At 42.5% G+C, this 14,225-nt stretch carries 9 protein-coding genes and 1 pseudogene; 3 read left to right on the top strand and 7 right to left on the bottom strand.

Annotated elements, in window-relative coordinates:
* On the bottom strand, nt 1-199 hold a 199-nt coding region (locus tag E2K52_RS02480), incomplete at its 3' end, for an acyl-CoA dehydrogenase family protein (protein ID WP_171478787.1).
* Nucleotides 200-231: 32 nt separating this feature from the next.
* A complete protein-coding gene (locus tag E2K52_RS02475; protein WP_151203423.1) occupies nt 232-1,386 on the bottom strand; it encodes an acyl-CoA dehydrogenase family protein in 1,155 nt (384 codons plus the stop codon).
* A gap of 662 nt (nt 1,387-2,048) precedes the next feature.
* Between E2K52_RS02475 and E2K52_RS02470 the strand changes: the two genes are divergently transcribed.
* Together E2K52_RS02470 and E2K52_RS02465 are read left to right on the top strand one after the other, a co-directional pair.
* The gene (locus E2K52_RS02470) at nt 2,049-2,885 is read left to right on the top strand and encodes an IclR family transcriptional regulator (protein ID WP_151203422.1); all 837 of its coding nucleotides are present in this window, start codon (nt 2,049-2,051) and stop codon (nt 2,883-2,885) included.
* Between the two features lie 202 nt (nt 2,886-3,087).
* Nucleotides 3,088-4,800: an electron transfer flavoprotein-ubiquinone oxidoreductase gene (locus E2K52_RS02465; protein WP_151203421.1), complete on the top strand. Its 1,713-nt coding sequence runs from the start codon at nt 3,088-3,090 to the stop codon at nt 4,798-4,800.
* A 211-nt stretch (nt 4,801-5,011) separates the two neighbouring features.
* Here E2K52_RS02465 and E2K52_RS02460 read toward each other — a convergent pair whose 3' ends face one another.
* The gene (locus E2K52_RS02460) at nt 5,012-7,210 is read right to left on the bottom strand and encodes an OsmC domain/YcaO domain-containing protein (RefSeq protein ID WP_151203420.1); all 2,199 of its coding nucleotides are present in this window, start codon (nt 7,208-7,210) and stop codon (nt 5,012-5,014) included.
* A 361-nt stretch (nt 7,211-7,571) separates the two neighbouring features.
* Nucleotides 7,572-8,465, bottom strand: coding sequence for a LysR family transcriptional regulator (locus E2K52_RS02455; protein WP_151203419.1), 894 nt, complete (start codon nt 8,463-8,465; stop codon nt 7,572-7,574).
* A gap of 277 nt (nt 8,466-8,742) precedes the next feature.
* On the opposite strand from E2K52_RS02455, the gene E2K52_RS02450 reads away from it, so the two are divergent.
* Nucleotides 8,743-9,453 carry an HAD family hydrolase gene (locus E2K52_RS02450; protein ID WP_151203418.1) on the top strand — a complete coding sequence of 237 codons (711 nt, stop codon included), beginning with the start codon at nt 8,743-8,745 and terminating at the stop codon, nt 9,451-9,453.
* A gap of 404 nt (nt 9,454-9,857) precedes the next feature.
* On the opposite strand, the pseudogene E2K52_RS02445 reads toward E2K52_RS02450, so the two are convergent.
* The 3 genes and pseudogenes from E2K52_RS02445 to E2K52_RS02435 all read right to left on the bottom strand — a co-directional run bounded on the left by E2K52_RS02445 (nt 9,858) and on the right by E2K52_RS02435 (nt 14,035).
* Nucleotides 9,858-11,029, bottom strand: a pseudogene (locus E2K52_RS02445) (fatty acid desaturase family protein).
* Nucleotides 11,030-11,063: 34 nt separating this feature from the next.
* Complete coding sequence (locus tag E2K52_RS02440; RefSeq protein ID WP_151203417.1) at nt 11,064-12,086, bottom strand: flavin reductase family protein; 1,023 nt, start codon at nt 12,084-12,086, stop codon at nt 11,064-11,066.
* Between the two features lie 305 nt (nt 12,087-12,391).
* Nucleotides 12,392-14,035, bottom strand: a complete 1,644-nt coding sequence (locus E2K52_RS02435; RefSeq protein ID WP_151203416.1) for a long-chain-fatty-acid--CoA ligase — start codon at nt 14,033-14,035, stop codon at nt 12,392-12,394.
* Nucleotides 14,036-14,225: the final 190 nt, after the last annotated feature.

The following is a 14,225-nucleotide window of genomic DNA, read 5'->3' as shown; positions in this document are numbered from 1 at the left end:
GACCCAACAGACCAAGCTCGCCCATCTCACGAAAAATAGCCGGATCGGTTTTTTCATGACGGAACTGCTCGAGCACACGCGGCATCAGCTTGTCTTGACAATAAGCCTGTGCGCTGTCCCGAATCATACGTTCTTCTTCAGTCAACTGCTGTTCCAGTAAAAATGGATCCTGCCAGTCAAATCTAGTTCTTGTGCTCATTTCAATATGTCCAATATTCCAAAATCTGCTGCTTAAGCGGTCGCTTGTTTAATCATTTCACGTGCGATAATGATTTGCTGGATTTGAGTCGTTCCTTCATATAAACGGAACAGGCGTACATCGCGGTAGAAGCGTTCAATTGAATATTCACTGATATAGCCCGCGCCGCCATGAATTTGCAGACAGCGATCCGCTACACGACCACACATTTCAGTGGCAAACATTTTTGCGCATGAAGATTCAGTGGTCACATTTTTGCCTTCATCACGCAGACGAGCCGCATCTAGAACCATACATTTCGCTGCATAAATCTCAGCTTTAGAATCTGCCAGCATGCCCTGGATGAGCTGGAAGTTGGCAATTGATTGGCCAAACTGCTTGCGTTCAACTGCATAATTGAGAGCATCTTCAAGCATACGTTCTGCCATACCCACGCTATAGCCAGCAATATGCAAACGGCCTTTATCTAATACGCGCATTGCAGTTTTAAAGCCAATGCCTTCTACACCGCCAATCAGCTGGTCTTGATGTACCTTGCAGTTATCAAAAATAACATCACAGGTATATGAACCATGCTGACCCATTTTTTTATCAATTTTGCCTAGGCTTAGCCCGGGTGTGCCTGCTTCCACCAAGAAAGCTGAAATACCACTGGCCCCTTTAATTTCAGGATTGGTACGCGCCATGACTGTGAAAGTGTTTGCACGCGGTGCATTGGTAATAAAACGTTTGGTTCCATTTAAAACGTAGTAATCACCCTCTTTAACCGCACTGGTTTTTAAAGATGCTGCATCTGAACCCGAATCAGGCTCAGTCAGACAAAAAGAACCAATGATTTCGCCGGTTGCATAACGTGGTAAATACTTCTGTTTCTGCTTTTCCGTACCATCAATAATAATACCGCTTGAACCAATACCATTATTGGTGCCAATTAAAGAGCGGAAAGCGGCAGAAGTTTGGCCCAGTTCCATCGCCACCAGAATTTCTTCTTCCATGGTAATGCCTAAGCCACCGTATTCTTCTGGAATGGTTAGACCAAATAGGCCGAGTTCTTTCATTTGCTCCACAATATGCTCAGGGATGGCATTATTCTCTTCAACTTCATGCTCAAGTGGCATAAGTTCATTTTTAACAAAATTGCGAATGGTTGATAAAAGCTGATCAAGCATTTCTGGATCACGAATCATGGAGTTCTCCCTATCATATAATGTGAGTAAATTCCTTTACCCTTATTTTTGTTTCGCATTGCGAAATAAATAACCATAAAAAAGTTGTTTGAGCAAGCTTAATTATGAAAAAAATTATTTTTTAAGCAAAAAATGAAATTTTTATAGATTTAAACTGTTTTTTTACTTAGAATTAAGTTTCACAATGCGAAATATTTCTAAGTGTGGATAGGTTGGGACGGTAGACTCAGATCATTCGATATCGATTCAATACTTAAATTAAAACCAACTGAATGATCATAAAAGAATATTTTCCTGTGTTGAAAAAGGATATTCTTAATTGGCTGATTAGTTGTATTTTTATTTTATTCAACATAGGGTTTAACAAATACTGATCGAGTGAAATAATACTATGACCACAAGGACCGTGAAACTGGACTATTTTGCCCCATTCCAGTGTTGTAGAGAGGTACAAAGGCGCGCTTAATCTTATTTTTTAATACTTATCTTTAAATTTAAACAGATGATTTTATATTGTCTTTATTTTGATAGTAGCAATTGGTACACCTACAGATAGATTTTGGTATTTTTAAGGCATTCTACCTTTAATGGAAGTGTTTTATTTTGTATGGTGAAATTTAGTTGCTATTATATTCATTAATTTTATTTCAATTGCTGTGACTATGACAAAAAATAAAACTGGCGAAACTCCCAACTTTGATGAAATCCGCTTAGATCCGATTTCACATATTCATCGAGAAAATAATCCACAATTCATTGCATCTATTGCACGTGGGCTAGAGATTTTAAGATGTTTTTCCGCAACCAATCAATTACTGGGTAACCAGGAAATTGCTCAGCTGACCAATCTGCCTAAACCAACCGTGGCCCGGATTACCAGCACTCTGGTTTCTTTAGGTTATCTAAAACAACTGCCAAATACCACCAAGTATCTGCTGGATGTAGGTGTTCTCGCCTTGGGTTATGCTGCGCTTAGTAATATTTCTGCGCGTACTCAGGCTTATCCATTTATGGAAGAAATGTCACGCTATGCACAGGCTCCAGTTGCCATGGCGACCCGTGACCGTCTGAATATGATTTATCTGGAAGTGATTTATACCGATTCTACGTTAACCATGCGCCGTCCAGTCGGTTCAACTTTACCGATCCATAGCAGTGCCATGGGACGTGCCTGTCTTGCGGCAATGGAGGTAAAAGAACGTGAGTATTTATTTGATGCCATTAAAAAGCGCAATGAAGATCAGTGGCCGACCATTAAACGTAATCTGGAACGGGCGATTCGCGATTATCAGGACTATGGCTATTGTCTTTCTATCGGTGACTGGACCAAAGATGTGAATTCTGTCGCGGTTCCTCTGATTCACCCTAAACATGGCATTTTAACCTTTAACTGTGGTGCTCCAAGCTACATTCTGGATCAGGAAAAGCTGGAGAATGAAATTGGCCCTCGCCTCATTCATATGGTTAATAATATTGCGTTAAGCTTGAATAATATTTGAGTTATTGGGTCTGAAATAGAGAATGATACCGCCTCATTCTCTATTTTGTTACAGATCTAACCGCTATTTTTTTTGATTATGAAATTTGTTTTGTGGAAGCAGCTTGTTTCACTTCTTTGCTTTATAAAATAAAGCTTTACTAAATTATAGTCTGGACAGTGTGCAAGCATCATTATCGTATAACAACCTTAGGTTTTAGATTATGGAAGATATTACTCGAGAGTCGATGGAATTTGACGTAGTCATCGTAGGTGCAGGCCCTGCGGGTCTTTCTGCGGCAATTAAAATCCGTCAACTTGCAATTGAAAACAACCTGAACGATCTATCCGTTTGTGTCGTAGAGAAAGGCTCCGAAGTCGGTGCCCACATCCTGTCCGGTGCAATTATCGAACCTCGTGCCATCAATGAACTCTTCCCTGACTGGAAAGAACAGGGAGCGCCTCTTCATGTGCCCGTCACTGAAGACAAGACGTTCTTCCTGCTGTCTGAAACCACCTCCAAACAGGCTCCGCACTGGATGGTGCCAAAAACCATGCATAATGATGGCAACTATGTCATTTCCCTCGGCAACGTGGTGCGCTGGTTAGGCCAGAAAGCCGAAGAGCTGGAAGTCTCCATTTTCCCGGGCTTTGCAGCTGCTGAAATTCTCTACCATGAAGATGGCACGGTCAAAGGTATTCAAACCGGTGATATGGGCATTGGCAAAGACGGCGAACCGACGCATAACTTTACCCCGGGCTATGAGCTGCATGCCAAATACACCATCTTTGCTGAAGGCTGCCGTGGCCATTTAGGTAAACGCCTGATTCAAAAATTCAATCTGGATAAAGATGCTGATCCACAGCACTACGGGATCGGCATTAAAGAGCTTTGGGAAATTGATCCGGCCAAACATAAGCCAGGTCTGGTGATGCACGGGGCCGGCTGGCCTTTAAATGAAACCGGTTCTTCAGGCGGCTGGTGGTTATACCATGCTGAAAACAATCAGGTAACTTTGGGCATGATCGTGGATCTGTCCTATACCAATCCGCATATGTATCCATTTATGGAAATGCAGCGCTGGAAAACCCATCCTTTAATCAAACAGTATCTGGAAGGTGGCAAGCGGATTTCGTATGGTGCACGAGCTGTGACCAAAGGCGGTTTTAACTCGCTGCCGAAATTCACTTTCCCGGGCGGCTCTTTAATTGGTGATGATGCAGGCTTCCTGAACTTTGCCAAGATCAAAGGCTCACATACGGCAATGAAATCCGGCATGCTTTGCGGTGAAGCGGTATTTGAAGCAATCCAGGCCGGTGTAGAAAAAGGTGGTGATCTGGCGATTGCCCGTGTGAGCGAAGGTGAAGATTTCTTCATCAAAGAGCTGACTGCCTATACCGAGAAGTTCAACAACAGCTGGCTGAAAGAAGAACTCTACAATGCGCGTAACTTTGGCCCGGCAATGCACAAGTTCGGTCAATGGATGGGGGGCGCCTTTAACTTTATTGACCAGAACGTGTTTAAAGTACCCTTCACTTTACATGACCTGGTGCCCGACTTTAAGACGCTGAAAACTGTTGATGCAGTGAACTTCAAGCCGAACTATCCAAAACCGGATGGCAAGCTGACGTTTGACCGTCTGTCTTCAGTGTTTGTATCGAATACCGTGCATGAAGAAAACCAGCCTGCGCATTTAAAGCTGACCGATGCTTCAATTCCGGTAGAAGTCAACCTGCCGAAATGGGATGAGCCTGCACAGCGTTACTGCCCGGCGGGTGTGTATGAAATCATGGAAAATGATGATGGTTCAAAACGCTTCCAGATTAATGCAGCCAACTGTGTACACTGCAAGACCTGTGACATCAAAGATCCATCCCAGAATATCACCTGGGTAACACCGGAAGGTGGCGGTGGTCCGAATTATCCGAATATGTAAGGTAATTCTGGTGAATAAAAGGCATGTTCCTTTTATTCATATACCCAACCTTGAAGCCGTTATTGTTAACACTTCACTTTAATTTTTTAGGTAATCCCAGTTCCCCAGGGAGCTGGGATTAATAAATCACAAAACATGCTTTCAACCGCTATGGATGACGCTCAAAAAATGGCTTAGCGCGCCCCCCTAAACCATTTTCAAGATTCATGATTTAACTCGCTACAAACTTGGCACGGGCTGCATGCAGTTTTTTGTAACTTTCGATCAGACGTAAATGACGATCCAGTCCTTTAAGCTGCATATTGGTTTCGCTTAGGCCATGGAAACGTACTGTACCCTCGACTGAACTCATAACTGCATCCATATGGGCATCACCAAACATACGGCGGAAGTTATAGGCGTAGTCTTCCAGTTCTAGTTCATCATCGAGAATAACTTCAAGCACCACATTCATGCACTGGTAGAACAGGCCGCGTTCAACCGTATTGGTATTGTATTGCAGGAACTGCTCCACCAGATCTTTGGCTTCTTCAAACTGCTGTAGCGCCAGATAAATCAGCAATTTCAGTTCCAGAATCGTTAACTGGCCCCATTCGGTATTTTCATCAAACTCAATCCCGATTAAGGTGCGGATTTCGGTATAGTCATCCAGTTCACACTCTTCCAGACGCTCTACTAGCACCTCCAGTTGTTCATTATCCAGACGATGCAGGTTGAGAATGTCTTCACGGTACTGCAAGGCCTTGTTGGTATTATCCCAAACCAGATCTTCAACCAGATACACTTCCGAATAACCCGGCACCAGAATGCGACAAGCCGTTGCACCAAGATGCTGGTAGATGGCCATATAGACTTCATGACCCATATCTTCCAGAATGCTGAATAATGCCTGGGCTTCATCCGCATTCGAGTTTTGGCCATTATTGGTAAAGTCCCATTCGACAAAATCATAATCTGACTTTGCACTAAAGAAACGCCAAGACACTACACCGCTGGAGTCAATAAAATGCTCGACAAAGTTATTTGGCTCAGTCACGGCATTGCTGCTGAAAGTGGGTTGTGGCAGATCATTTAAGCCTTCAAAACTACGGCCTTGTAATAGCTCGGTCAGGCTACGTTCTAAAGCTACTTCAAAGTTTGGATGAGCCCCAAATGAAGCAAATACCCCACCCGTGCGCGGATTCATCAAGGTCACACTCATTACCGGGAACTGACCGCCTAAAGACGCATCTTTTACCAGTACCGGAAAACCTTGTTCCTCTAAAGCTTGAATACCTGCCACAATTTTTGGATATTTTGCCAATACATGTTCCGGCACATCCGGCAGGGCCAATTCCCCTTGCAGAATTTCACGTTTAACCGCACGTTCAAAGATTTCAGACAGACACTGAACTTGAGCTTCAGCCAAGGTATTGCCTGCACTCATACCATTACTTAAATACAGGTTTTCAATCAGATTGGATGGAAAATATACGGTTTCACCATCAGACTGTCGCACAAATGGCAATGAACAGATACCACGTGCCATATTCCCGGAGTTGGTATCATAAAGATGGATGCCTAAAAGCTCATCTTCAGGATCATAAATTTCACGGGTATGTTCATCTAAAATTTCTACAGGTAGTTCGCCATTCGGACCTGGCTGGAACCACTTCTCGTCGGGATAATGCACAAATTCGGCATTGGCAATTTCCTCACCCCAGAACTGGTCATTGTAGAAAAAGTTACAGTTGAGACGTTCAATGAACTCACCCAATGCTGACGCCAGTGCGCTTTCCTTGGTCGATCCCTTACCATTGGTAAAGCACATTGGCGACTGCGCATCACGAATATGCAATGACCAGACATTCGGCACAATATTACGCCAAGAGGCAATTTCAATCTTCATGCCCAGACCGGCCAGAATGGCAGACATATTGGCAATGGTTTCTTCCAGCGGCAGGTCTTTACCCGCAATGAACGTCGTATGGTCAGAAGCCAGACTTGGCATCAATAAGGCTTGAGCATCGGCATCAATGCTTTCCACTTCTTCAATGATAAATTCAGGGCCGGTTTGAATGACCTTTTTTACCGTACAGCGGTCAATTGAACGCAAAATGCCTTGACGATCTTTGTCAGAAATATCGGTTGGCAGTTCAATCTGAATTTTAAAAATCTGTTTATAGCGGTTTTCCGGATCGACAATATTGTTCTGTGACAGGCGGATATTGTCAGTCGGAATATTCCGCGCCGCGCAGTACACTTTCACAAAATAAGCAGCACAAAGTGCCGATGAGGCCAGGAAATAATCGAATGGACCCGGCGCTGAGCCATCACCCTTATAACGGATCGGCTGATCAGCGATTACCGTGAAGTCATCAAACTTGGCTTCCTGGCGAAGATTATTGAGATAATTGACCTTAATTTCCATGTGGATACCTAATATTCTTATGTGCCGTCATGGACAAATAAGATGCTAAATCTGAATATACAAGCCGGATCACAGAGGAGAACTTGAATGAAAAATAGAAAATGGTCAGCATGAGACATCTGCATCTCTGGTTTAGATGAACCCTGACCCGAATGGACGCTATTATAGAATTATTTTATGAAATTGATAATATTTGTCTGAATTTCTGCCCGATTTAAAAGAGCTTGATTCCTTATTCACCTGTTCGCAGGGCAAATCATCCGGGAAATGAGTGATCTGATGATTCATCTGCTCCTATACACTGTGCGTAATCACCCCCGTCCGTTGTCTGGTCTTTATCCAGTTATTGAAATTAAAAAAACTATTTACTTAAAATTTCATAGAAAGTATGACGCAACCACTGATGGCTAATCTTATGATGACAAGAAGCATGCCAATACTGTTTTACTGAATAGGTCGGAAAAGCAATGGGCGCATTAAAAGTTTTCAAATTACCGCGAGACAAGAGTACTTCACTTAAATAATACGGCACGGTTGCAATGGCATCAGTCTCTTGTACCACCAGACCCACCCCTAAGTAGCTCGGCAAACGCATCAAAATATCACGTTTTAACTCCAGGCGGAGTAACTCATTTTCAATATGGTAATGCCCCATGCCTGCATCAATATCAATATGAGTTTCATGTAAATACTCTTCCGTGGTCAGGGTCTCACCCGTTAGCCGTGGATGGTCTTTGGCTGCAATCACCACATAGTATTGTTCAAACAGCTTCTGCTGATAAAAACCATTTTCAAAATTAGGCAAAAAACCCAAAGCCAGATCAATTTCGCCATTGGCCATCTGATAACTGGTTTCTGAAGTAATGGGGCGTACATTCAGCCGGATATGAGAAGCATGCTGTTTGAGATATTGGGAAATTTTTGGCAAGAGTACCAGATGTGATACATCGGTCATGGCCAGCGTAAACTGTTGCTGCGAAGTGGCCTGATCAAAATCAATGGTAAAATTATTGATGGCCTCCACTTTACTCAGTGCTTCACTAACCAAAGGAAACAGCTGTTTAGACAACTCGGTCGGTAGCATTTCATTGCCAATACGCAGAAACAGGGGGTCACTATAATGCTGGCGAACTTTATTGAGTAAATTGCTGACCGCTGGCTGGCTCATTTCCAGATGTTCGGCTGCCTGTGAGACATTTTTGAATTTATACACATAATAAAAAATACTGAGTAATTTACAGTCAAGTTCAAACACAACAACATATTCCCTTTTACTTTTGCATCATTTGGCATGCGAATTATCCATATTGTTTTATCCACTGCCATTATCGAAATATAACACTTTTACACCCGCCATACCCTCCATTCCAATGCGAAGGCAAGTAAAAAAACACTTTTCCCTCTGCTAATTTTTTTAATATTTTTTTAAAAATAGCCAGGCTGGATTTTTTTGAGGCGATCAAAAAAATCAGGACTCCTGTTATATACTCTGCCACACACAATAAGCTGTAAAAAATTGGGGGAAACGTCAAATGTTCCAAGGTAAAAAGCTGGTATGCTTTGATTTGGATGGCACTCTGATTGATTCTGTCGGCATCTGGAATCAGGTGGATGCTGCCCTGATTCAGGAACTTTCTCATATGCAGGTCGGTTTAAGCCAAATTCAGCAGCAACGCGCTCGACAACTGAAAGCCTTTAAACATTCGCTTGATCCTTATCTGGAATATTGTGGTTATTTAAGAGAACTTTATGGCTTTAATCTTAGTAAAGAAGAGGTAAAGTCACGCCGTTATCATATTTCACAGCATTTTCTTGACCACGTGATTGAGCTGAAACCGCATGCAGAAACCTTGATTTCTGCCCTGAAACAGCAAGGTCTACATATCGCGCTAACCACAACTACCAGCTTATCCAATATTCAGCGCTATCAGGAAAATAATCAGAATATTAATCGCAAACTTAGTTTTGAACATGATTTTTCTATGATCTGGACGCGAGAAAATGTCGAGAATATTAAGCCGCATCCAGAAGTCTATTTGAATGCACTCAAGCATTTTAAACTTTCTGCTCAGGACTGTGTAATTATTGAAGATTCTTTGGTAGGTGTTGAAGCTGCCAATCAAGCCGGTATTGATGTCATCGCAATTTATGATCAATATTCTGCTCATGAAATCGACTTGATTAAAGCCAAAGCTGATTATTATGTAGAAGATTTTGCAGCACTACTACGTTTAGTGAGTTAAAAGTATTTAGTTGTGATCTAAGCTGACCTACCCACTAAAAAGTAAAGATTAACTCTTGGCTACTAGCTAGCCTATTGCACATCGTGGCTGTTATGCGAATTCAAAAAAACGGAGCATGTAGCTGCCATTTTTACTAATTTTAAGTATTTTGAACTGTCAGCTTTCAACCTAAAGTATTAATTACACGATTGATGGTATTAGAGCGAGATGCTGAATCTTGGCGCAGAACTTGATAGAGCTTCTCTGCCCATACGAGAACTTTAAGTTTGGCGTGATAACTATGATTGATAAACTATAATTGATAGCCCTAGTCTTAATCTCCAATTCTAATGAAAAAAATCCTCAATAAACCATCCAAATCTATTGAGGAGTATCCAGAGGGATAAGCAGTAAAAGTATCTAAATTATTTGATCAGTTTATTCTTTAAATCATTCCAGCCTGATTTCAGAGTCTGGATTTTTTCTACCATCTGCTTATTCCACTCCTGAGGCAGCGAGCATTTTGCCAGACCGATCCAAACCGTTGAAAACTGTTTAATAAAGCTGGCTTCATTATAATGAATCCCATATTCTGCACAGAGCGCTTTAATTTTCGGAGCAACTTCGGCATAGCGATTGGCAGGCATATCGGGGAATAAGTGATGCTCAATTTGATGGCTCAAATTACCACTTAATATATGCAACCAGGCAGCACCGCTAAAATTACTAGATCCCCGGATCTGGCGTAAATACCATTCAGCCCAGGTTTCCTTCTCGACACTATCCATTTCAAATTCAAAGGTTTCTGCATCTTCGGTAAAGTGACCATTAAAAATGACCGCTGAGGCCCATAAGTTACGAATGATATTGGCGACAGCATTTCCGGTAAAAACAGGAAGCGCATTCGGCCCAGCAATCAGCGGAAAAAATACATAATCTTTCACGATTTGACGGCGCATTTTCTGGCGTAGGGGCGCAGCTTCTTCCCATACCTGTGTCCAAGTTTTGGTTTTATAGACAATCACCTCTTCCAGATGTAGACGCTGCACCCCCACATACCATTCAAAAAAGACCATCAGTTGCATTGCCACTGGAATATTAAACAGGAAACGTGGTTCCCATTTCTGGGATTCACTGACACGAATCAGGCCATAACCTACATCATGATCCATCCCGACGATATTGGTATACGTATGATGCATATAATTATGGGTATACTTCCAGTCATCTCCGGTCGCAATGGTATCCCAGTCATAATTGGCACCATTCAAGCTCGGATCGTTCATCCAGTCGAACTGACCATGCATGACATTATGGCCCAGCTCCATATTCTCCACAATTTTGGAAATACCCAATAAACCCGTGCCTAATAGCCACACGGGTGGCAACCATCCAGCCAACATCAACATGCCACGCGAAGTAATTTCGCTATAACGGATAAAATTCCGGATTTATAAATATATTCTGCGTCTTTTTCACCCAAGTCATCCATGACCTGACGGCGGATTGCATCCACCTTGCCCCCAAACTCTTCAACCTGTTCAAGACTGAGAAATTGGGATTTGCTGTGTTTGTTAAAATTAACCGATAGATTCATGAATAGACCTTTTTATTTATTTGTTTAATTGTGGTTATAAGTTAATCACCACAGGACTAACCGCCTGTGAAATACAAAGTTTAATCTGGGTATTGTGAGCGTGATCAAGTTCACCGGTTAATAGATTGCGTACCGAACCACTCACTTTAGTACAGGAGCAGGTATTACAAATGCCCCTACGACACCCATGTGCAGGCTTAAGCCCGGCCTGTTCTGCACTTTCCAGCAAATTTGACTCAGCTTGAAATACTTGTTGAGACCTTAAAAATTCTACTGGCTGTGCCTTTACTTTTTTATCCGTGATCAGCTGGAAGTATTCAGTATGAAAATGCGGCTGGAGATCAAATTTAGCTACTATTCTAAGTGCTGCTTTCATCATGCTGGCTGAACCACAAGCATAGATTTCACGTTTTTCAAAATCAGGCACTCGCTTTCGTAGCAAAGTCTGATTCAAATGCTGTGCATGTTCGATGGTATTAAAATGATGATATTCGAAGTTGGGATGCATCAAAGCCAGCGTTTTGAGCTCGGCATGAAAAGCATTGTCACGGGTAAAATAAATCAGGTCGATTGGTTCGAGTGACTGCACTACGGCTTTTTGCAAAAGTGAATAAATTGCGGTAATGCCACTGCCAGAGGCCAAAAACAACAAAGGTCTGTCAGAATCACTCAAAGTGAAATTACCCTGAGCTTGAGAAAGCTCAATAACCGCACCCAGCTGCATCAGACTCAGCGCACGTGATACTTTGCCCTGCTGTCGAACTGCAATCAGAATATCACCATTGGTTAAAATTGTCACAATAGAATAATGACGCTGATGGTGAATCCCATCCAGTGCTACTGTCACCGCGATATGCTGGCCAGCTTGAAACAGTCGTCCTTTAAAGTTGCGGTTTGGACGTAATTGAATCTTGAAAAAATCCGGACTGACTGCCTGGATCTTAATGACCTCAGCTTTGACTCTTTTTAGTGCCCAGGTCGGATGTATTTTTTCACCTATGAAGTCAATAAAGTCTTCACGTACCCAATGCGGCCGGTAGGTGGTTATATTTGTCATTTTTATTCCCTTAATCCGTAGGTGTTTATTAATATACAATCGTCTATTTATTATGTGGTTCAGGATAAAAAGTTTTGAGTTTCACACCATATCAATGCAGGACAAATTATGGGCTGAGAATCCATGATGAGGTTTTTTGTAGGACAATATTGCATAGAAAAGCTGATTTAGCTCGCTTGAAGTCCAATAAATGCCTTGCTTGTGTAAAGCTTGTTTTAAAAACCAATAAAAAAAACCGGCCTGAATCCAGACCGGTTTTGGTTTTTTATATTTCATCGACGTGAAAGATCAGCGCCTTTTTTTTCTTAACTTGGTACTTGTTCTTGTTCCGTCAGGATAGAACCATAAGATTCACGTAAATCCTTTTTCAGCATTTTTCCAGTTCCGCTCAGTGGAATGCTATCTACAAAAATAACCTTGTCCGGAATCTGCCATTTGGCAATCTTGTCATCATAATAATCGAGAAGTTCCGTTTCACTGATTCGGCTTTCAGGTTTTTTCACCACAATCAAAACCGGGCGCTCATCCCATTTCGGATGTTGTGCTGCAATCACAGCAGCCATCGCAACTTCCGGATGACCCATGGCAATATTTTCCAGTTCGACTGAAGAAATCCACTCCCCGCCCGACTTGATTAAATCCTTCGCACGGTCACAAAGGGTCATAAAGCCATCTTCATTTAAAGTGGCAATATCACCGGTATCGAACCAGCCATCTGTGGTCAGTGCAGATTCATCCTTGCCAAAATAATGATCAATAATCCAGTGACCTTTAATTTGTAGATTCCCAACGGTTTTGCCATCCCGGGCAATTTCGTGGGTGCCTTTCTCTTCATCCGTCAAGCGCAGATCTACACCAAAAGGTGGACGACCTTGCGATAAACGCACTTTTAGGCATTCTTCCTCTGACAGATTAAGATGTTTGGTTTTAAGCTGATTCGCGCTACCGAGCGGACTGGTCTCGGTCATTCCCCAAGCATGAATAGTTTCACAATCAAATTGTTCTTTAAAGACTTTCAACATGGCGGGTGGACATGCTGAACCGCCCACCACATTGCGTTTCAGGCTTTCCAGCTTTGAGCCAGATTGCTGGGCAGCGGCAATCAGCCCCTGCCAGATGGTAGGCACACCGAGTGCAACGGAGACTTTGTAAGTATCAATCATATTGACCAGACTCGCTCCATCTAGGCCAGGTCCTGGCAAGACTAAGGTACATCCCACCATCGCAGCAGCATATGGCGTTCCCCAAGCATTCACATGGAACATCGGCACAACCGGTAGCATGATGTCACGTGCAGAGACATTTAAAGAATCAGGCAGGCTGATGGCATAACTATGCAAGGTGGTAGAGCGATGGCTATACAATACGCCTTTCGGATTTCCAGTGGTTCCCGAGGTATAACAGAGTGAACTGGCAATATTTTCATCCAGCTCAGGCCAGCTGAATTCTGCACTTTGCTGGGCAATAAGGGAGTCATAAAACTGGACTTCTGGCAATGCTTCAGTTATTGCCAGATCTTCGGCATCCAGACAGATATATTGCTCCACGGTTTTTAATAACGGTTTAATGGCCTTGATCAAAGGGGCAAAGGTTTTATCAAAGAGCAGAACGCGGTCCGCAGCATCATTAATAATAAAAACCAGCTGTTCTGGAAACAAACGCGGATTAATCGTGTGGCAGACCAGACCACTTCCTGAAATGGCATACCAAGACTCTAGGTGACGGTGGTTGTTCCAGGCAATTGTTGCAACACGATCACTCAGTTCCAAGCCAAACTGCATTAAAACATTGGCAAAACGTTTTGAATTTTGTCGAATCTCTCCCCAGTTGGTAATCGTGATACTGGTATCGGTATTTTTGGAAATCACTTCAGTGTCGGCATGATAACGCCCGGCATGTTCAATCATGCTACTGATCAATAAAGGCTGAAACATCATATTTCCCAGCATTTCACACTCCCGTTTCATTTTTATTAGTCCATGTTTTATTTGTTTTGTTAGCCTGACAGTATAGGACTGACTGAAAAAAAATCAGTCAGTTCCGGTCATCATGCCCACTGAATTTAACAGGGAATGGCTCATGTGTGATTGTCAAATTGTGACAAATTAATAGAAGTGACTGGGACGTACAGCAAATCAA

Source organism: Acinetobacter sp. RF14B (genome assembly GCF_006864105.1).
GTDB classification, from domain to species: domain Bacteria; phylum Pseudomonadota; class Gammaproteobacteria; order Pseudomonadales; family Moraxellaceae; genus Acinetobacter; species Acinetobacter lwoffii_C.
This window is presented reverse-complemented; position numbering and strand designations above follow the sequence as displayed.

What these genes read in the sequence shown, in the direction of transcription:
- E2K52_RS02435 (WP_151203416.1), bottom strand. Translation starts at nt 14,035, where the DNA reads ATGCTGGGAAATATGATGTTTCAGCCTTTATTGATCAGTAGCATGATT.
- E2K52_RS02465 (WP_151203421.1), top strand. Translation starts at nt 3,088, where the DNA reads ATGGAAGATATTACTCGAGAGTCGATGGAATTTGACGTAGTCATCGTA.
- E2K52_RS02460 (WP_151203420.1), bottom strand. Translation starts at nt 7,210, where the DNA reads ATGGAAATTAAGGTCAATTATCTCAATAATCTTCGCCAGGAAGCCAAG.
- E2K52_RS02470 (WP_151203422.1), top strand. Translation starts at nt 2,049, where the DNA reads ATGACAAAAAATAAAACTGGCGAAACTCCCAACTTTGATGAAATCCGC.
- E2K52_RS02475 (WP_151203423.1), bottom strand. Translation starts at nt 1,386, where the DNA reads ATGATTCGTGATCCAGAAATGCTTGATCAGCTTTTATCAACCATTCGC.
- E2K52_RS02440 (WP_151203417.1), bottom strand. Translation starts at nt 12,086, where the DNA reads ATGACAAATATAACCACCTACCGGCCGCATTGGGTACGTGAAGACTTT.
- E2K52_RS02450 (WP_151203418.1), top strand. Translation starts at nt 8,743, where the DNA reads ATGTTCCAAGGTAAAAAGCTGGTATGCTTTGATTTGGATGGCACTCTG.